This is a genomic window from Pseudomonas amygdali (genome assembly GCF_002699855.1).
GTDB classification, from domain to species: domain Bacteria; phylum Pseudomonadota; class Gammaproteobacteria; order Pseudomonadales; family Pseudomonadaceae; genus Aquipseudomonas; species Aquipseudomonas amygdali.
In genome coordinates this window covers 1-19491 of the sequence record NZ_LKBW01000068.1, presented here as the reverse complement: position 1 = coordinate 19491, position 19491 = coordinate 1, and the positions used below count along the sequence as shown (strand labels likewise).

The following is a 19491-nucleotide window of genomic DNA, read 5'->3' as shown; positions in this document are numbered from 1 at the left end:
ATCCGTATGATGCCTGCGCATTGCGTCAGGCAGTATCAGCCGCCTGCCATCCAGCGTGCCAGGCCATGCCGGCCGCTGACGCCGAGTTTGGCGGTGGCGCGCTTGAGGTAGGTTTCCACCGAGCTGTTCTTCACCTTCAGGCGCTGCGCCATTTCGGCCACAGTGCCGCCGGTCAGCAAACCCAGACACACCTCCTGCTCGCGTGCGGACAGCGTGACCGAATCCTGTGCCAGCCTGCCACTGAATGCCTGATCCAGAGAACCGGGCTCCGGCTCGATACTGGGCTTGCGATGGCCTGCCTGGGCAAGGATTTGTGCATGATGCTCGACCAGCGGCAACAGGGTGTCGGAGAGACTCTTGAGCAATGAAAGCTCGGTCAGGGAAAACGCGCGCAGGGAAGTCAACCTATAAACGCAGATGATCCGTCGACGGTCACCGCTGCTGGAAACGAGATTGCACTGGTGAGTGTTTTGCTGTGGGCGTTGCGCGTCAAGCGGGGTTTTGAGCTGGACCAGCAACGGTGCCTGCATGTGCAGAATGCTTGATAGCAGAGGATGGTCAGTTGTTTCGGTGCTCGGAGGATCGTGCTGCAGGCCGGCGCTGCCGAGTAGATTGATGCGACTGATACTGCTTTGACGCACGTCCAGTGTCCATTCACTGAGCTCAAGCCCGTGAATAGGCACCAGCGAACCCACCAAGTGCAACATCTGCTCGGAAAATGTGCCGGCACCGGTACTGGAAACCAGTTGAGCCAATTGCAGATAGAAGCGTGGATCGTCGCTGTATTCGAAATGTTGCGCCGTGTTCATCTTGAGCTTTCCTGATTCCGACCGCGCAAAAAGGACCTTGGTCGACTGCTGCGCGGTAACTACTGATTGCAATAACTGACAAGCCTGATGACTGGACTGGGTCTTTGGTATTCAGCCAAAGCTTTTGTCGTGCGTCTGTAACGGAAAACGGGGACAGATTTTCAACCTGCCAAACATGTATGAGCGATAAAGAGTGGCAATAAGCCAGTCGCCGGGGTCTGTCCGGGTTTAAGGGGCCATACATAGGCAAGTCGGCAGTGCTTAATCCGCGGCTTACCTGTCAAGAAGGATCTTGAGCCATGTTTGCCCCAGTTTCCCTCTGACCGCTGCTCAGCGTGATATCTGGCTTGACCAGATCAGCCGTGGCGATTCTCCGCTTTACAACATCGGCGGCTACCTGCAACTGACCGGGCCGGTTGACCCGGCGAATCTGCATCGAGCGCTGGAACAACTGGTTGCCGCTCACGAAAGCTTGCGCACAGTGCTGATGCCGGGAGCAGGGGCGGATGGCTTGCCGCTTCAGTCATACGCTGCTGTCATGCCGCTGACCCTACCGTTACACGACTTCAGTGATCACCCCGAGCCGACCCGTGCAGCGCAAGCGCTGGTCAATGACTACATGCGGCGTCCATACGCACTGGATGGCAGCCCACTGCTCGATTTCCGCCTGATCCGTCTTGCCCAGGATCAACACTGGCTGGTGGGCCAGGCCCACCATCTGATTCTTGATGGTTGGGGCTTCGGCCAGTTGTTCAAGTCCCTTGGCGAGCTTTACAGCGCATTGATGGCAGGTGAATGCCTTGAACTCAGTGCGCCAGGTTACCGAGCCTTCATTGCCGACGACGCGCAGTACCAAGCGTCGAAGAGCTATTCGCTGGACAAGGCCTATTGGCTGGAAAAATACCGTGAACTGCCGGAACCGTTGCTGGTATCGCGCTACCACAACCGTCGGGCGACAGATCCGGCGCCGTCCCATGCCTGGGTGCAGGCACTTCCCCAGGCATTGCATGTGCGCATGAAGCAATTTGCCGAGCGCCACAATGCGTCGGCGTTTCATGTCTTGCTGGCGGTTCTGCATGTCTATTTCACGCGCACGGCGCAACGCGACGAATGGATTGTGGGCTTGCCGTTACTCAACCGCAACGGCGCGCGCTTCAAGGCCACCCTCGGCCACTTCGCGCAGGTCAGTGCGGTGCGCATGGCCTTCGCCGACGGGCTGGACTTCGGTGCTCTGGTGGTCGAGGTAGGTGATGCGCTGAAACGTGACTTCCGTCATCAACGTTTCCCCCTGAGCGAGCTCAATCGCAGCCTGGAGTTATCCCGCGAGGAGCGCGCGCAGTTGTTCGAAGTCTCGGTGTCCTACGAGCTGGAAGACCACGATTACTGCTACGGCGAAGCTGAGGCACACACGGTAAAAGTCTCCAATGGCTATGAGGCCACGCCGCTGGTCATACACTTGCGCACCAACAGCTACAACGACGATGCGGCGCTGCATCTGGTCCACCATCGCGCCTGGATCGAAGATGCCGAAGCCCAGGCCATCGCCGGGCGTCTGCTGCACATACTGGAGCAGGGCCTTGAAAGCCCGACGCTCAAGCTTCAAGACTTCCACATTTCAGCGCCAGCCGAGCAATTGCAGATACAGGCCTGGAACCAGACTGAAAAAACTGCTGCCGACGAGCAATTGATTCATCGACGCATCGAGCAACAGGCACGAATCCGCCCATATGCGGTGGCAGCGGTTTATCAGGGGCAGCACCTGACCTACGCGCAACTCAACCGGCAGGCCAATGCGCTGGCCCAGCGCCTCATCTACCAGGGCGTACGGCCTGACGACCGGGTTGCCATCGTTTCCCGCCGTAGCCTGGAGACCCTGGTCGGGCTGTTGGCGGTCCTCAAGGCTGGGGCTGCCTATGTGCCCATCGACCCGTCACACCCACGCGAACGTTTGCATTACCTGCTCAGCGACAGTGCGCCGGTGGTGGTGTTGACGCTATCAACGCTGATCGACCGTCTGCCACCGCTGGCAATGCCGCTGATCGAGTTGGACCACTGCGCAGACGGCCAGGGGGCTGACAACAATCCGCAGGTAGCGGGGCTGAGCAGTGACAATCTGGTTTACGTGATCTACACGTCGGGCTCCACCGGTCAGCCGAAGGGCGTGATGGTGGAGCATCGTACGCTGGCCAATCTGGTTGACTGGCATTGCAGTGCGTTCGATGTGAAGGCAGGCAGTCATACGTCCAGCTTGGCCGGATTCGGCTTCGATGCAATGGCTTGGGAGGTCTGGCCGACCCTGTGCGCTGGCGCAACCCTGCACCTGGCCCCGGTTCAGGACAGCGGGGAGGACATTGAAGCGATGCTGAACTGGTGGCGTGCCCAGCCGCTGGACGTCAGCTTCCTTCCGACTCCAGTGGCTGAGTACGCCTTCAGCCAGGACGAAGAACATCCGACCCTGCGCACTCTGCTGATCGGCGGCGACCGCCTTCGTCAATTTGTTCATAACCGCCGTTATGCGGTGGTCAACAATTATGGACCGACCGAAACGACGGTAGTCGCCACCTCTGGCCAGATATTGGCCAATGGCTCGCTGCACATCGGCGGCCCCATCGCCAACACACGGGTTTACGTGCTCGATGAGCAGTTGCAGCCAATGCCCGTGGGCGTTCCCGGTGAGCTTTACATCGGTGGCGCAGGCGCTGCGCGCGGTTACCTGAACCAGCCGCAATTGACCGAAGAGCGGTTTGTCGTCGACCCGTTCAGCGATGTCGAACAAGCGCGTATGTACCGCAGCGGTGACCTGGTGCGCTGGAACGCCGACGGGACCCTGGATTACCTGGGGCGCAACGATGATCAGGTGAAGATTCGTGGCATGCGCATCGAGCTGGGAGAAATCGAGGCGATGCTGGCCAGCCTGGAGGGTGTCAAGGATGCGGTGGTACTGGTTCGCGACTTGCAGCTGCTGGCCTGGTTCACTGAAACGTCTGCGGTCGACACCGACGCACTGAGCCCTGCGATGCGGGCGCGACTGCCGGGTTACATGGTGCCGCGCGCGTTCACGCGTCTGGCTTCACTGCCGCTGACGGCCAACGGCAAGCTTGACCGTCGCGCGTTGCCTGACCCGGACCCGGCGTACCTGCTGGGGCAAGCCTATGAGGCACCTAAGAGCGAGGTGGAGATCGCAATGGCGGCCATCTGGGCGCGAGTCCTGGGTGTGGAGCGGGTAGGGCGACACGATAACTTCTTCGAATTGGGCGGTCATTCCTTGCTGGCCGTGAACCTGGTCGAGCAACTGCGCAAGGCGGGGCTGACGGCAGATGTGCATGCGCTGCTCAGCCAGCCGACACTGGCTGCGCTGGCCGCTTGGCAAAACGATGCTCAGGCATTCAAGGCACCTGCAAACCTTATCCCGCCAGGGTGTGCCCGGATCACACCGCAGATGTTGAGCCTGGTCTCGCTTGAACAATCGGCCATTGATCGGATTGTCGCCAGCGTACCGGGCGGCGCTGCCAACGTGCAGGAAATCTACCCGCTGGCACCGTTGCAGGAAGGCATTCTTTACCATCATCTGACCGCCGGGGACAGTGATCCCTACCTGTTGCAGCCGCAGTTCGCGTTCGCCGACGTGTCGCGGCTGAACGCTTTCTGCGATGCATTGCAGCGGGTGATCGAACGCAACGATATGCTGCGCACCGCGTTGTTCTGGGAAGGTTTGCAAACGCCGGTGCAGGTGGTCTGGCGTCAGGCTCCCATGCTCGTTCAAGAGACAGCGTTGCACGACCTTTTCAATGCCCCACGCATGGACCTTACTCAAGCACCGCTGCTGCATCTGGTTTATGCCCATGACCCGGCCAACCACAGGATTGCGGCGGTTCTGCGTTACCACCATGTGATCATGGACCATATTGCCCTTGATGTACTGAGCCATGAATTGCAGGCCGTACTGCTGGGCAACGAAGCTTCGCTCGTCGCGCCCGTGCCATACCGAAATTACATTGCCCACGTCCTGCAAGGGCCTGGCGACGAGGCCCATGAAGCGTTCTTCCGCGAGCAGTTGGGCGATGTCGATGAGCCAACCCTGCCTTACGGCCTGGTAATGGCATCGGCAGATCAGATTCCTGGCGAGGCCAGACTCACACTGGACATCGCCCTGTGCCGTCAGGTTCGTGATCAGGCAAGGCAACTGAGCGTCAGCGCCGCTACTTTGATGCACCTGGCCTGGGCTCAGGTCCTGGGGCAGTTGTCCGGGCGCGACAGCATGGTATTCGGCACCGTACTGCTTGGACGGTTGCGCGGTGGCGAAGGCGGCGAGCGGGCCTTGGGTGTGTTTATCAACACCTTGCCGCTGCGCATGAACCTGGGCGGGCATTGCGCGCGCAGTGCGGTGCTCGACCTGCACGCTCGTCTGGTCGGCATGCTCACCCACGAGCATGCTCAGTTGGCACTGGCCCAGCGATGCAGCGCCTTGCCGGCTGGCGCGCCGCTGTTCAATACGTTGCTCAACTACCGCCACAGCGCTGTGCCTGAGGTCGATGACCAGGCAAGCAACGCTGCATGGCAAGGGATTGAGGTCGTGCATGCAGAAGAGCGCAGCAACTACCCGCTGACCCTGTGTATCGATGACTTCGGCGATGCGTTCAGCCTGACTGCCCAGACTGCGCCGGGTATTGATCCGCAACGGATTTGCGCTTATGTGCAACAAGCCCTTGTCCATTTGGTGCAGGCACTGGAGCAATCGGAAACGGCTTTGATCGAATCATCGGTGCTGCTGGGGCTGACCTACAAGCCACCGCAGGGTGAGATTGAAGTGGCTCTGGCGCAGATCTGGGCTGAAGCTCTACAGATTGAACAGGTAGGCCGCCACGACCACTTCTTCGATCTGGGTGGGCATTCCTTGCTGGCCATGCGCATGGTGTCGCAGCTGCGTCAACAGATGGGCATGGAGTTGCCGTTGGGCGAGCTCTTTGCGCTGGGCGAGCTGGCTGCCGTCGCCAGTGCGCTGGCCGGTGCCGGGCGCAGTGAACTGTCGTTGATCCTGCCTGCACCGCGTGATCAGTCGTTACCGCTGTCGTTCGCCCAGCAGCGCTTGTGGTTCCTGGCGCAGATGGAGGGTGGCAATGAGGCGAACAACATCCCGCTGGCCCTGCGCATACGGGGCTTGCTGGATGTAGCTGCGCTGACCGCTGCGGTATCACGGATCGTCGAGCGCCACGAAACCCTGCGCAGCCGGTTCATCGCCTGCGAAGAGGGCGCAGAGGTGATGTTTACTGCGTCTGCGGCCATGCCGGTCCTGCATGTTGAAGATCTGCGTCAAATGCCGGAAACACTGGCCGAACGTGTTGCTGTAGAGGCTACCGCAGCGTTCGATCTGACGCGTGGGCCGCTGATTCGTGGCTGCCTGCTACAGGTGGAAGACGAGCAGCATGTGTTGTTGCTGACGGTGCACCACATCGTCGCCGACGGTTGGTCGCTGGGCGTGCTGACTCGCGAATTGCTCGCGTTGTAACCGGCATTGCATCAAGGCAAGGACGATCCCCTGCCAGTCCTGGCTATTCAATACGCCGACTATGCGGTATGGCAGCAGGGCTGGATGAGCGGCGAGCGCTTGCAACATCAGGCAGCCTATTGGCGACAAGCCCTGGAAGGCGCACCGACGCTACTGACGCTGTCTGCCTGCCGACCGGCCCCGCCCGGCGCAGCAGGACTTCGCCGGTGCCAGCCTGAACGTGCGGCTGGACGGTCCACTGACGGCAGGCTTGCGAGCGCTGGCGCAACGGCAAGGCGTCACGCTGTACATGACCTTGCTGACCGCATGGGGCGCATTGCTGGCGCGTCTTTCCGGTCAGACCGAAGTGGTGGTCGGCAGCCCGATTGCAGGACGCGGTCGTGCGGAGCTGGAAGAGCTGATCGGGCTGTTCGTCAACACCCTGGCCGTGCGCATCGATACACCCTCGGCGCTGACCGGTAATGCATTGCTGGCACAGGTCAGGGAGCGGGTACTGGAGGCTCAGGGTCATCAGGACCTGCCACTCGAGCAGGTGGTGGAAATTGTCCGGCCGACCCGCAGCCTGGCTCACTCCCCGTTGTTCCAGACCACGCTCAACTGGCTGGCCGGGGAAACCTCGTTACCGGACATGGACGGTTTGTCGCTGAGCGTGGTCGAGCAGGAGAGTCAGGTCTGCAAGTTTGATCTGTCGTTGAACCTCGGCGAGCAGGGCGATGCGCTGTTTGGCACGCTGGAATACGCAACCGCGCTGTTCGATGAGCCCACGGTGCAGCGCTATTACGGCTATTTCGAACAGTTGCTGCATACACTGGTGAATAATGAAAACGCGGTGCTGGGTGATATTCCGCTGGTGGGTCCGCAGGAACGTGAGTACCTGCTCGAGAGCCTTAACGCCAGCGCGGTGAGTTTCCCGCAAGGTCAAACCGTTCATGGCCTGATCGAAGCTCAGGCCGCACGTCAGCCTGAAGCAGTCGCTGCCCGGGTTGGCGAGCAGTCGCTGAGCTACGCAGAGTTGAACCGCCAGGCGAACAGCCTTGCCCATTATCTGATCAGCCTTGGCGTGCGCCCGGACGATCGGGTGGCGGTGATTGCGCGCCGCGGGCTGGACACGCTGGTGAGCCTGCTGGCGATCCTCAAGGCCGGTGCCTGCTATGTGCCGGTGGCTCCGGCGCATCCCGAGGAACGCCTTGGCTACTTGCTGACCGATAGCGCACCGGTGGTGGTACTTACTCAACAGACCTTCATCGCACGCTGCTTAGCTGACGACGTTCATTGTCCGAAAACTCATGCGCAGGCAGCGCCCTGAAGACGGTTATCTTGCAGCTGAAGTTCTCCGAGGCCTGCGCGGGATAAAGATGGATCGAGTCGCTGAGCAACAGGGTGCCGGGTGAGGACGTCACCGTTTCGTTGAAAACCGTGGGTGCCGACGCGGGCAACGTTTGCCATGGCTGTGGCAGTGAGGAGAGGTGGGTGGCATCCACGGCAAGCTGAGTATCGATAAGCTTGTGGAACATGCTGGAAAAATGGCCGCTGCCGATGCTGGCTATGGCCCTGCCTATGTGGGGTAGTAGTGTGTGTGGCATTGAGTCATCCATGATTTCAGAAATGCTGACACTAGCTTAGACGTTAAACGCAAACAGCGGTCACATCAACTTGGCCGTGGGTGATGTGGCCGCTAGATGCCCGTGTTAGATGCCTTTTAGAACACGGCTAGTTGAAGTGAGCCAAGAATAACGATCTGATGTTACATAATACTGGGTCATCACAAACAGTGATTATCGTTGGCGGTTCGAAAGGCAGGGCAGGCGGGCATATCGAGCCGGGGCGACGTCCTGTCACCTGACGCGGTTGCTCGGCAAGCGTCTATTTGCCGAGCATGAAGCGGGTTACAAGGCGTGTCAGCCGTCCATAAGGTGCCGAGACCTTGTCAGACATGTTGAAGCGACTCAACTTGAGAACACCGCGTGCATGGGACAGACGAACGAAGCCCTCATAGCCGTGATAGGCCCCAGTGCCACTTTGCCCGACGCCGCCGAACGGCAGATCATCCTGAGTCGCGTGCAGCATGGTGCCATTAATGGTCACACCACCGGATTGTGTCCGGTTCAGCACCTGATTCACGGACGTCTGGTCGTTTGAAAAACAGTAAAGGGCCAGAGGCGCGGGGCGATCATTGATGAAGGCTATGGCTTCATCCAGGGAGTCATAGGCAAGTATCGGCAGCAGCGGACCAAAAATCTCTTCCTGCATCAGGTCCGCATCGAGCGGTACATCCGTGAGCGCCATGGGCGCAATTTTACGTTCGAGGGTCGACACCGACGCACCGTGTTGCCATGCTTTCGCCCCTTTTGAGAGGGCCTGATTAGCCATGCTCACGAGGCGGTCGTGGTGGCGCTGAGAGATGATCGAGGTGTAGTCCGGGTTACCTTCGAGTGTCGGATAAAGTTTTTTCGCAGCGGCCAGCCACTCGCCGGCAAAACTGTTTACATGTTCGCGCGGGACCAATATGTAGTCGGGTGCGACGCAGGTCTGCCCAGCGTTGAACAGTTTGCCGATAGCAAGCATCCGTGCCGCTTTTTTAATCGAATAGTCGTCGCAGATCACTACCGGTGATTTGCCGCCCAGCTCCAGTGTCACCGGCGTCAGGTTACGCGCAGCCGCCGCCATGACATGGCGACCTACATGGGTCGACCCGGTGAACACAAGGTGGTCAAAGGGCAGCTCACTGAACTGGCTTGCCAGCAGGGCATCTCCCGTGACCACTGTGACCTGTTCGGCAGAGAAAGTTTCACCCAGCAATTGCCGGAGCAGCTCAGAGGTTCTGGGGGTCAATTCCGAAGGTTTGATCATCACCCGGTTGCCCGCTGCCAGTGCCTCTATCAAGGGCACCAGCGTCAGCGTCAGTGGATAGTTCCAGGGCGCGAGAATGCCGACTACGCCCAGCGGCTGATAAATGACCCTGGCAGTCGCGGGCTTGAAAACAATACTCACCTTGCGTCGGGAGGGCCGCATCCACGCCTTGAGATGCGAGCGGATATGCTTGATGCCATTGATGACAGGCATCAACTCGCCGAGCCTGGTCTCAGCGAACGAGCGGTTGCCGAAATCTGCGCTGACCGCTTCGAGCAACCTGTCCTGATTGTCGCTGACCACTCGCAGAATGGCGTTGAGGTCGGCGATTCGTTGAGCGTAAGAGGGCACCCCTTGAGAGCGAGCTGCAGCTTTCTGCGCCTCAAACAGCTCGGTTAGCCCCGGAGCGGGAGACGGCGTAGTGGGCGTGATCCTTGCGGGCTGATTCATGAAGCTGCTCCTGTGGCTGCGTGTTTTTATAAGATAGATGCAGTGTTGCGATTACGTTCTGGCTCACGTAACCGTACAGAACCATCGCCAACCGATGAAGGGGCGATCCGGCCGGTTCAAGTGGCCGAAACGGTCAACCTGTTTTCGCGTATTCATTTGTCAGGTGCAGGTTCGGGATCAAGGCGATCCAGATGGCTGACGATCATTGCCGCTACCATGGCGCAGGTCTTCGCAGGGTCCAGGGGCTCATCGAACAGCAATTCGATGGTGGCGTAAATCATCTCGACCGCCACACGGGCAACCATTGCTATTTGCTTGGGGGCAGCCTCGGGAATAGCGCTGGCGATGATCGTGGCCTGGGCTTTGGACACCCTGCGGTGAGAGTCGAGCCGCACATGCTCCAGCGCAGGAACCGCCCTTAAAGCCTTCAGCGTCCACATGCCGCCCAGCGTGGCTTCGGTAACCCGGTAAGTATCCAGAATCAGTTCGGCAAGCGCCTGCTCCAGAGCCTGCGGCGTACCTGCGATCAGCTCGGGGGTGATCCAGTGATCAATCCGCTCGTTCTGTTTCTCCAGCAAACGTTCGCCAAGAACCGTCAACAGCGCGTACTTATTGGGGAAATAGCGGTACAGCGCTGGCGGTGTAAGGCCAGCCCGTTCGCACACCAGATTGGTCGACAAGCGCTCTATACCGACCTCGCACAAGGTGTTTGCGGTGGCGACCAGAATACGTTCGTAGGTTTCAGTAGCGCGTTGCTGCGCAGGCAGCTTCTTGCGCTCGGCGGTTTTGCCTGCGACCTGCGCAGGAAAGGGTTCAGTTTTCAGCCTGGCCATAAGTACCTGTCAAAAAAGAGTGGGGCGTCAGCAGGACGGTCGAAAAAAACAGTTGCTCCACGATAAAATGATAGCTATAACTATCGTGTAGCGATGACTATCATAACTGAAGCGTCGTTAGTGTTTCGGTCTGTTAAAACAAAAAATAAAAAAAGGTGACGCTATGAACGCACGGCAATGGCTTTTCCTCTCTTCTGTTCTGATGTGCTCCACCGGTATTCATGCTGCTGCGGGACCGCTGGAGGCAAAGGGCCTTTGGTTGACGGCGGAAAAAGACGCCGTGGTCAAGCTTGACGACTGCGCAGACAAGGTAGGCGCCATCTGCGGGCAGGTTGTCTGGGTCAAGGATGTTGCCTCGACGTCGAGTGACTGCGGTGTACAGATTCTACAGCTGACCCGCTATGACCAGGATGCCTGGCGCGATGGCTGGGTGTACGACCCCCGTGATCAGAAAAAATATAAGGGCGCTGTCCGGGTCAAGGACGGACGCCTCAATGTAAGGGCTTTTGTCGGCACCGAAGTTCTCGGCAAGACAGAGCAATTCGAGCGTATCGCAACACTGCCTCCTGCCCCGGTTTGCAAATTGTAAATCCGGCCCTTCAGCGTGGGAGAGAATCATGCGCACTTATACAACTCGCTATGTAATGGCTGCAGCATTGTGCTCCGCAGCAGGCAGCACCCTGGCTATCGCCGATGAAATGTCGAGCTATGCGGTGGATATCACCGCCAAGGCCAGCTCGGACATTCGCACCCGCGGCATTTCCGATTCCCTGAATCGCCCAGGGGCCAGAGTAACCATTCAGGTCGCTCATGAAACAGGCCTGGTGGCGCTTGCCGAATTTTCTACGGTCAGCAAGAAGCAGTTCCTCGACGGTGATGGTCTGGGAGTGCTGCTCGCAGGGGGTTATCGCTTTGGCGATCCCGATGCCTGGCACTATGGTGTAGGGCTGGCGGCGGAGATGTTTCCGGGGGCTCAGTTCAAAGCGCCCAATCGCTTCGACTTCGAGACCTTCACGCCGGGCGATGAGCATACGACCAATTACAACAGTCAGTTTGCCGTGCTGGAAATCGGTTATGGCGCACTTGAAGGCCGAATTGCCAGGGTGCTGTCGAAGAACTACCGGGGTGCCAACAGCGGTGGCGTGTGCGGGGCGCAATTGCAGTTCCGTGAAGACCCTACCAAAGGCCTGGAATGCTACGCCAAGGGTGACCAGAACTCCCGAGGCAGCATGTTGTATGACCTGGATTATAAATACGCGCTGGGCATCAATACCAACCTCAAACTGCACGCCGGTTATCAGCAGATCGCCAACTTCTCGGAAGCGAACTTCGCTGACTACGGCGTAGGTCTGGTCCATCACTGGTGGGGCTTTGACTGGGGACTCGACTGGGTGACGACCAAGACTCGGGCGCGTGAGCTGTATATGGCCGAAGACGACGGACATGTGCGAACCACGGATGGCAATCGCTGGGTGGCGTCGATTTCCCGCACATTCTGAGTAGACCTTTATGACTTCGCTTTTCATTTCCCGGACGCCTGAGGCGGTTACCGGCCTGGAGCAACTCGTCCTCGCGATTGACTTGGGAACGTCCGGCTGCAAGTGCGCACTGGTCTCCATGGAGGGAGACATCCGTGCCTGGGCGTTTCACGGTGTGCCGTTGCATGTCAGTGGCTTGAGTGCAGAACAGGAGCCGGAGGACTGGTGGAATGCTTTCATGCTTGGCGCCCACGAGTTACTGGGAGCCGACCCGCTCAGACGTCGTCAGGTCGTGGCCATCTGTTGCTCCACGCAAAGCGAAGGCACGGTCTGTGTCGACCGCAATGGGGCCGCGATTGGCCGGGCACTGCTGTGGCTGGACAAGCGCGGCGCCGACTCCATCAAACAGCGAATGGGCGGAGGCTGGTGCAATCTGGGCGGCTACGGGCCACTCAAGCTCTGGCGTTCGTTGCGACTGACAGGCGGGGTGGCGTCTCTGTCCGGGATGGACTCGGCCGGGCACATGGCCTACATCCTTGATCATGACCCTGCACGGTATGAAAAGACCCACAAGTTCCTGAATGTTCTCGACTACATGAACATGCGGTTGTCGGGTCGTTACTGTGCGACAGGCGACTCGATGCTGACCGCCTGGATTACCGACAATCGGGACCCTCACCGCATTCGCTACGATGACGGGCTGATAAGGGCGCTGGGCATCGACGCTGGCAAACTGCCTGAGCTGGTGGGCTCGACCGAAGTCATTGGCACATTGAAACCCGAGCTGGCGGATGTACTGGGGCTACCTCGATCCACGCCTGTGGTTGCGGGTGCCGTAGACACTTCGGCAGTGGCTGTTGGTGCCACGGTACGTGACTTTGCTCCACACCTTTACCTGGGCACCTCGTCCTGGGTAGGCGCTCATGTACCGTTCAAGAAATCCAGTGTTCGCCACCATATTGCTGCGGTTCCCAGTGCGGTCAAGGGCCGTTATCTGGCAATGGCCATGCAGTCGGCTGCAGGTGCCAACCTGTCGTTTTTGCGTGACAAGGTGCTTTACCACCCGGACGAGCTGTTGAGCGATGAGCAACAGCCGGATGTGTATGCCTTGCTTGACCGTATTGCAGCGCGCGTGCCGCCTGGTTCGCGGGGGCTGATCTACACGCCATGGCTGTGTGGCGAACGCTCCCCGGTTGGTGATCCGAGCCTGCGTGCCGGCTTGATCAACCTGAAACTCGAACATTCCAGGGAAGACATTATCCGGGCCTTCATGGAAGGCGTTGCCCATAACACACGCTGGATGCTGGAGCCGTTCTCGCGGTTTATCGGCCAGTCGAGCGAAATCATCGTCGCCACCGGCGGCGGAGCGCAATCGGATGTGTGGTGCCAGATCATGGCCGATGTCTGCGGGCGGGTCATTCAGCAACCGCACAATCCTATTCAGACCAACGCCCGCGGCGCTGCGTTCATCGCTGCAGTAGCGCTCGGGAAGTTGCAGTTCAACGATCTTCCGACAATGCAAAGGCCGCATCGACTGTACGAGCCAGCCCGCTCAACCCGAAACCTGTATGACGACCGCTTCGCCACGTTCAAGGAAGTCCGCAAACGCCTGGCACCACTGTATCGCAGGTTGAACCCATCGCAGGAGACGACACCATGAACAATGTCCAACAACAGATCGTCGACCTGTCGCGGCACCAATCACGCCGCGGCTTCTTCGCCGCCACCGGCGGCAACCTTGCGCTGCGTATCGACGCGCTGCACATCGCGGTCACACCGTCGGCCACCGATTATTTCAGTATGCGACCGGAGGATGTCTGCGTCCTGCGACTCAAGGATCTGCAGCAACTGTCAGGTGAACGTTCGCCTTCGGTGGAAAGCGAGTTGCACGCCAAAGTCCTGCGCAGTCGCCCAGATGTCAATTGCAGTATCCATACCCACCAACCCCTGGCCAGTGCCTGCACATTGTTCGGCAAAGCGCTGGACGTGCCTTACCCGCCGCTATGGAAGTCGCTGGGCAAACGCATTCAACTGGTGGGTTATGCGCCGTCCGGGTCCGGCTGGCTGGCCGGCAAGCTCGGCAGGGCCATACGGTCGGATCACAACGTTTACCTGATGCGCAATCACGGCGTTCTGTGTTGCGGTGCGGATATCGAAACCACCCTGACGCGCCTGGAGGACCTGGAAACATTCTGCCGTGATCATCTTGTCAACCAGATCAAAGTCAATACCCGTGGAAAACCTGAGTCACGCGCTGCAGTGGCCCGCCTGATCAATGCCCTGACCAGTTCCAGCTCGCACGCACTCAGCCCTCAGACTTTTTCAGAGACTCAATCATGAACAAACCTCTTGATCCTGCCAGCATGCCTGCAATTCCCGAATCGGCTGTATCGCAATGGCCGGACGTCGATTCCCTCTACCGCCGGTTCGACGAACTGGTGAAGCAGCCCATTCGCCCGATCAAACGCGAAGCAATGAGCAAGGTCATGGGCTATTTCGACGAGCGCTGTCAGGGCTCCAAGCGTCTTTCCGAGGCAGCCAAAAAAGTCATACCGGGAGGTGTGCAACACAATCTTGCGTTCAACTATCCGTTTCCGCTGGCCTTCGCCCAGGCCAAAGGTGCGCACCTGACGGATGTCGACGGCAACCGCTACACCGATTTTCTACAGGCGGGTGGCCCCACTTTGTTGGGTTCGAATCACCCGGCCATTCGCAAACAGGTCAACCGTATTCTCGATGAATGCGGGCCGGTGACCGGCTTGCTGCATGAGTACGAGGTCAAGCTCGCCGAACTGGTCTGTGAAGTGATGCCCGGTGTCGACATGCTGCGCTTGCTGGGCTCGGGCACTGAAGCGGTGATGGCAGCGGTACGCCTGGCACGCGCCTACACCCGCAAGAAGTGGGTGATTAAAATCGGCGGCGCCTATCACGGCTGGAGCGATCAACTGGTCTACGGCATGCGCCTGCCGGGTACCGGTCGCATGGAGGCGGTGGGTATTCCGCGAGGTGCCACGGCAAACACCCAGGAGAGCCCGCCCAATAATCTGGATGCATTACGCCGCAGGCTGCAGATCAATCGCCTTCGTGGCGGCACTGCAGCGATTATGGTCGAACCCTTTGGCCCGGAAAGTGGCACACGCCCGGTACACGCCGACTTCAACCGACAGTTGCGTGCACTGTGTAACGAATTTGGCGCACTGCTTATTTTCGACGAAGTAGTCACCGGGTTCCGTGCGGGTCTGGGCGGCGCACAAGCTTATTTCAACGTCATGCCGGACATCACGGTACTGGGTAAGTGCCTGACGGGAGGCTACCCGATGGCGGGTGCCATTGGCGGACGCAGAGATGTGATGCAACTGCTTGCCGGTGGCATTGGTACATCTTCCCGAAGGGCGTTCGTAGGAGGGACGCTGTCGGCCAACCCGCTGTCGTGCGTCGCCGGTTATTACGCGCTGCTGGAGGCGCGCCGCCTGAATGCGCCGGCGCTAGCGGGCAGGGCGGGCGACCGCATGCGCGCAGGACTTGATGAAATCATCAATCGACGTGGCTTGCCTTATGTTGCCTACAACATGGGCTCCATCGTGCATCTGCAGACTTCCGGTGTGCTGCTGCTCGACACCAGTAATCCGCTCAAGCTGCTGAGGGCTCGCAATGAGGCCAAGACCCGCAAGCACATGATGGAGGAGATGGGGGCTGCGTATACCGCTCATGGCCTGATCACCCTCGCGGGCAGCCGTATCTACACCAGCCTGGCAGACACCGACGACGTCATTGATGACGCGCTCGAGCGGTTCGACGCCGTTTTTCAATTGGTGTGAGGTGAGCACCATGCACGATTTACTTCGAAAACAGTGGTTTGAGCTGCGCGAACGGATGATGGGTCAGGTGGACTCACACAGCAGTATTTCATTGCGCTTGCCAGGCGAACAGGGCATGTGGCTGGGGAAACTCGACGACCTGGCACCCCAGGCTGTCGCGTTGTCCGATTCCGCAGAGGACGAGCGCCAGACCCACGCGGCGATCTATAGGGTTCGTGCCGATGTCGGCGCAATCCTGATCGGCGGTGGGGCCTTTGCAAAAAGCCTTGTCGATTTTGGCGGGGTCCTGCCGATTCTATTTGATGAGCAGGCGCGTCATATAGGCCACATGGGGTCGCCCGCCAGTGCTGACCGGCCCCTGGCATGTGCATTGACGCGTGGCGGCAATGCCGCGGTTATCGATGGAACTCCGGTTGTGATGGGCACCACAGGCCCTCGAATGGTGCTCAACGCAGAATTGTTCGAGAAATGCGCGAAAGCCTACACCCTGGCCAAGGCGTGCGGCACACACCTCACGCTGCTGCCTTGGTGGGTGGTGCTGGTCGCCAACGGAAGGCTGATGAAAGACGAGAAGCGGGCGGCGCAGTGCTTTGCCGAAGGCAAGATCCCACCAGAAACCCGCGGTTACTAAAACTTCTCAAGAGGCGCATGCCATGCAAACGTCGTCCGCTGTAACTCGCAGGCATTTGAGTGCCGCATTGGCACTGGGCTCTGTCGCGGTACTGATGGTGGGGCTGCAACCATTGCTTCTTGGCGAATTACTGGCGCAAGACCACGTCTCACTGGAAGGTGTCGGGCTGGTCGCGATGGGTGAAATCGTCGCGCTGGGGCTCGGTGTGGTGCTGGGCGACCTGCTGCGCTCGATGCTCAACCTGCGTCTGCTGACGGTCATCGCCATCCTGTGCGCTGCCGGAATGGATCTTGTCACGGCCAATGTCACCGGCGACGGGCCGTTGACCGCTGCACGCGCGCTGGCGGGGCTGGCCGAGGGGCTACTGTTATGGGGGGCCGTGAGCCTGATCGTTCAGGGGCCTGCGCCGGATCGGGTCGCAGGTGTGTTCATGGTGGTCCAGACACTGGCTCAGGCGCTGATAGCTGCAACACTTGCATACCTGATATTGCCTGATCAAAGCGTCTACGCAGGCTTTGTGTTTCTTGGAGTTCTGACCGCAGGCTCCGTGCTGTTCGTTGCCTGGCTACCCAAATGCCTGCCGCAACAGCCTGACAAACAACCAGAAGTATCAGGCTTCAAATGGAACCTGAAGCAGGTGCTGCTATTGATGTTGGTGTTCATGCAGCTCTCGGCGGTAGGCGGTCTTTGGGCGTACTTGGAACCGCTGGGCATTCACGCAGGGCTGGATGCGCACTCGGCTCAATTGCTTGTCTCGGCGATGCTGTTCATGCAGGTCCTGGGCGGCTGTCTGGGCATTTTGCTGGTGCGCCGGGTGCCTGACTATTCGATGCTGGCCGCCGCCGCACTGCTCTTGGCGAGCATTGCGCTGGGCATGTACACAACGGCTGATCAGGGCGTAAATGTATTTCTGGGCCTGTGCGGTCTTTTTGCCCTGATCTACCTGATGCTGACGCCGTTTCAGGTGCGCATCGCGCTTCAAATCGACCCCTCGGGACGCATCGCCGGGCTCATTCCGGGCATGCAACTGCTCGGCTGCGCATTCGGACCGCTATTGGCGTCGCAGTGGGTATCAGGCGACAACGCTCAACCGGTGCTGCTGGTCAGTGTCTGGCTGTCGGTCACGGCGCTGTTTCTGGTTGCGCTGTTGCACCGGCGGGCAGTCAGTCGAAGGGTTGGCGTTGCACGCAGAGCTTGAACCGTGCGCGAGCAGCGGCGGCGGGGGCATTGCAGTTGAAAGGCACGCCGCTTTCGGAGTTGTTTTGAAACTGGTGGTGCCTGGATCGTTCAGGTGATGCTGCTGACATGCAGACTACCGCGACGCATTTGGGCACTTGCCGAAAGCGCTATGCCTCTACAGCTTGTGACATCGAGCGCAGATCCACCGCAGGCGGGAAATGGCACCTCATGATCCGTAATCCACATACCGCGCCATAAGGTTAGGGCGGCTAAACGTATCGATCGCATAAATCCGCTGCCACATGGCATCGACCTCGGCCTTGAACGTGGCGTCATCCATGTCGACCCAGTAGCGAGGGTCGCGACCGCGCTGCTGATCGTAGCTGGCAGTGACCGGATCCAGGTGCCGGTATGGTTCAAACAGTGGAATGTCCGGAATCGGGCCGCTGGTGTCCATGTAGTTTTGCAGGAAGTCCCAGAGTGCGCAGGGGCGTTGCTGGAAGTCGTCGGCGTTCATCAGCATATGAAAATTGATCTTACGGTCTTCATAGCGATGCTGAAGCAGTAGCCCGTAGGTAGGACCGTGAAGATTATGGGTGGTGGTCATGTAGGCATCGAACTCATAAAAAGGCGCAACGAATTCGTCGATCACACCTTCTTTTCGATGGCGTTTATAGTCGAATATAGTGACCAGACCGGTTCTGCGATTAAGCTCCCAGAGTGGGCCTTTTGGGGGGCGGAGCCAAACCAGAGGGAAATGGTAAATGACAACGTGGCCTATAAGCCAAAGCAGTAAAGGGCTACCTAAATACAACGGGTAGGCCCCTAAAAGTAAGTCTACGGTTACCGCCTGCCATGGTTTATGGGATACCGATATCAGAGACAGGTGTGCTAGCACTATGAAAGGGGAGAGCACGATGAATCCTCCTTTCCCGAGTTGTAATGAGATCAGCCAAAACCGTGACCAGCGTGGAAGAGGCGCAAATCTGAAATGCTCGTGGTCACACTTATTGTGAAGTTCGACTTCTTGATGGAGTGCCGGCATATCGGTTCCAGCTGTTTTGTTTTTCTCTTTTTCTTTCGCTACTTGCTCCCAGATCCTCATTTTTTCTGGGGTGGACTCCTCAAGGAGTTTCATTGATGTCGTCTGTTGAGTTTTTCCCCAAGGGAGTCGGGCCGAGCAAGAGTGATATGGCTCCGTGCGCAATGATGCCTGCTCGGGAATATTGCCAGGTCGGTAGGCCAGGCTTTCGTAGTGGCGCTCATTCGGATCAATCATTGGAAGAGGCCTTGTGAGCTTCTTCGTCAGCCCAGAATGGCTGGTTGATTTTGTTAAAGTTGGCCGTTGCCCAATCTTGGCTATATTGAGTCGGGTCCTTGATCGGCGGAGCAGGGAAATAGCGTTGCTCTCCTCCGCGGGTCAAGATGAATTGTGCCCTCACTGCCCATTGGTAATAGTGTCTACTGCTACCAGTAGGTGAAGCTTGACTAGCTGGCGTGGCAAAAAATAACTCCAATGCGTCCAGGTGAAGACGCTGGGCTTTGGGCGCTTCAGATCTGTCAGCGATTTCAATTCCTGCGCGATAAGGTACACCCTGATTATTCGCTCTTTCGGTAATCCGGCACAGCTTGCAGACAGCGTGAATGCTCAGGTTTTCGAGACTGCCGATAAGTCCCGGCAAACGACTCTGCAGGCGAATTATTGTGTCCGCGCTACGTATGGCATGCGGTATCTCTGTGCGAGGATAAAATGCGGCTTGTGGCTCATAAACCGGGTTTTTTTCTATTGAGATGCTGATGCCGGCAAGCAGGCTTGTCAGTCGGTAAAAGGCCTCTGAAGGTTCCTGTAAATACCGGTCAATTGGGGAGTATCAGTTTTTTTGTGTTCGGGCTGGTTAGGGCCTGCCGTCAGGCAGGCCCTTGTTTTACCAGCTCGG

The 19491-nt window shown here is 58.8% G+C and carries 12 protein-coding genes and 3 pseudogenes; 9 read left to right on the top strand and 6 right to left on the bottom strand.

Annotation, left to right across the window (positions count from 1 at the left end; translation table 11 throughout):
- Positions 1–35: 35 nt before the first annotated feature.
- The gene (locus tag AO277_RS07080; RefSeq protein ID WP_044317959.1) at positions 36–809 is read right to left on the bottom strand and encodes a helix-turn-helix transcriptional regulator; all 774 of its coding nucleotides are present in this window, start codon (positions 807–809) and stop codon (positions 36–38) included.
- A gap of 289 nt (positions 810–1098) precedes the next feature.
- On the opposite strand from AO277_RS07080, the gene AO277_RS07075 reads away from it, so the two are divergent.
- Positions 1099–6315 (top strand): non-ribosomal peptide synthetase, encoded by a 5217-nt coding sequence (locus AO277_RS07075; RefSeq protein ID WP_099258842.1) that lies wholly within the window; start codon positions 1099–1101, stop codon positions 6313–6315.
- A gap of 220 nt (positions 6316–6535) precedes the next feature.
- Positions 6536–7567, top strand: a pseudogene (locus AO277_RS07070) (condensation domain-containing protein); the annotation flags it as partial.
- Here AO277_RS07070 and AO277_RS28980 read toward each other — a convergent pair.
- From AO277_RS28980 to AO277_RS07055, 3 genes and pseudogenes are all read right to left on the bottom strand, one after another.
- Positions 7563–7898 (bottom strand): annotated as a pseudogene (locus tag AO277_RS28980) (helix-turn-helix transcriptional regulator); the annotation flags it as partial. The pseudogenes AO277_RS07070 and AO277_RS28980 sit on opposite strands and share 5 nt — an antisense overlap.
- Before the next feature lie 280 nt (positions 7899–8178).
- The gene (locus AO277_RS07060) at positions 8179–9615 is read right to left on the bottom strand and encodes a coniferyl aldehyde dehydrogenase (protein ID WP_044317957.1); all 1437 of its coding nucleotides are present in this window, start codon (positions 9613–9615) and stop codon (positions 8179–8181) included.
- 152 nt (positions 9616–9767) lie between these two features.
- A complete protein-coding gene (locus AO277_RS07055; RefSeq protein ID WP_044317956.1) occupies positions 9768–10448 on the bottom strand; it encodes a TetR/AcrR family transcriptional regulator in 681 nt (226 codons plus the stop codon).
- 163 nt (positions 10449–10611) lie between these two features.
- Here AO277_RS07055 and AO277_RS07050 point away from each other — a divergent pair, with 163 nt between their 5' ends.
- The 7 genes from AO277_RS07050 to AO277_RS07020 are packed head-to-tail and all read left to right on the top strand — an operon-like array spanning position 10612 to position 17573.
- Positions 10612–11037, top strand: a complete 426-nt coding sequence (locus AO277_RS07050) for a DUF2147 domain-containing protein (RefSeq protein WP_005732110.1) — start codon at positions 10612–10614, stop codon at positions 11035–11037.
- 28 nt (positions 11038–11065) lie between these two features.
- Complete coding sequence (locus AO277_RS07045) at positions 11066–11947, top strand: TorF family putative porin (protein ID WP_010210556.1); 882 nt, start codon at positions 11066–11068, stop codon at positions 11945–11947.
- A gap of 10 nt (positions 11948–11957) precedes the next feature.
- The gene (locus tag AO277_RS07040) at positions 11958–13586 is read left to right on the top strand and encodes a xylulokinase (protein WP_044317955.1); all 1629 of its coding nucleotides are present in this window, start codon (positions 11958–11960) and stop codon (positions 13584–13586) included.
- Positions 13583–14266, top strand: a complete 684-nt coding sequence (locus AO277_RS07035) for a class II aldolase/adducin family protein (RefSeq protein WP_044317954.1) — start codon at positions 13583–13585, stop codon at positions 14264–14266. The genes AO277_RS07040 and AO277_RS07035 overlap by 4 nt, the downstream gene beginning before the upstream one ends.
- Positions 14263–15744: an aspartate aminotransferase family protein gene (locus tag AO277_RS07030; protein ID WP_044317953.1), complete on the top strand. Its 1482-nt coding sequence runs from the start codon at positions 14263–14265 to the stop codon at positions 15742–15744. Before AO277_RS07035 ends, AO277_RS07030 begins: the two co-directional genes overlap by 4 nt.
- A 10-nt stretch (positions 15745–15754) precedes the next feature.
- A complete protein-coding gene (locus AO277_RS07025; protein WP_005732115.1) occupies positions 15755–16375 on the top strand; it encodes a class II aldolase/adducin head domain-containing protein in 621 nt (206 codons plus the stop codon).
- Between the two features lie 22 nt (positions 16376–16397).
- Positions 16398–17573, top strand: coding sequence for an MFS transporter (locus AO277_RS07020; RefSeq protein ID WP_044317952.1), 1176 nt, complete (start codon positions 16398–16400; stop codon positions 17571–17573).
- A 207-nt stretch (positions 17574–17780) separates the two neighbouring features.
- Here the strand turns inward: AO277_RS07020 and AO277_RS28415 are convergent, their stop codons facing one another.
- Both AO277_RS28415 and AO277_RS07010 read right to left on the bottom strand, forming a co-directional pair.
- Positions 17781–18692 carry a hypothetical protein gene (locus tag AO277_RS28415; protein WP_044317951.1) on the bottom strand — a complete coding sequence of 304 codons (912 nt, stop codon included), beginning with the start codon at positions 18690–18692 and terminating at the stop codon, positions 17781–17783.
- Positions 18693–18825: 133 nt separating this feature from the next.
- Positions 18826–19416: pseudogene (locus AO277_RS07010) on the bottom strand (hypothetical protein); the annotation flags it as partial.
- Positions 19417–19491 lie beyond the last annotated feature (75 nt).

Bases quoted from the DNA above. Each gene is read 5' to 3' on its own strand.
- AO277_RS07080 (WP_044317959.1), bottom strand. From the start codon at position 809: ATGAACACGGCGCAACATTTCGAATACAGCGACGATCCACGCTTCTAT.
- AO277_RS07060 (WP_044317957.1), bottom strand. From the start codon at position 9,615: ATGAATCAGCCCGCAAGGATCACGCCCACTACGCCGTCTCCCGCTCCG.
- AO277_RS07055 (WP_044317956.1), bottom strand. From the start codon at position 10,448: ATGGCCAGGCTGAAAACTGAACCCTTTCCTGCGCAGGTCGCAGGCAAA.
- AO277_RS07050 (WP_005732110.1), top strand. From the start codon at position 10,612: ATGAACGCACGGCAATGGCTTTTCCTCTCTTCTGTTCTGATGTGCTCC.
- AO277_RS07045 (WP_010210556.1), top strand. From the start codon at position 11,066: ATGCGCACTTATACAACTCGCTATGTAATGGCTGCAGCATTGTGCTCC.
- AO277_RS07040 (WP_044317955.1), top strand. From the start codon at position 11,958: ATGACTTCGCTTTTCATTTCCCGGACGCCTGAGGCGGTTACCGGCCTG.
- AO277_RS07035 (WP_044317954.1), top strand. From the start codon at position 13,583: ATGAACAATGTCCAACAACAGATCGTCGACCTGTCGCGGCACCAATCA.
- AO277_RS07030 (WP_044317953.1), top strand. From the start codon at position 14,263: ATGAACAAACCTCTTGATCCTGCCAGCATGCCTGCAATTCCCGAATCG.
- AO277_RS07025 (WP_005732115.1), top strand. From the start codon at position 15,755: ATGCACGATTTACTTCGAAAACAGTGGTTTGAGCTGCGCGAACGGATG.
- AO277_RS07020 (WP_044317952.1), top strand. From the start codon at position 16,398: ATGCAAACGTCGTCCGCTGTAACTCGCAGGCATTTGAGTGCCGCATTG.
- AO277_RS28415 (WP_044317951.1), bottom strand. From the start codon at position 18,692: ATGAAACTCCTTGAGGAGTCCACCCCAGAAAAAATGAGGATCTGGGAG.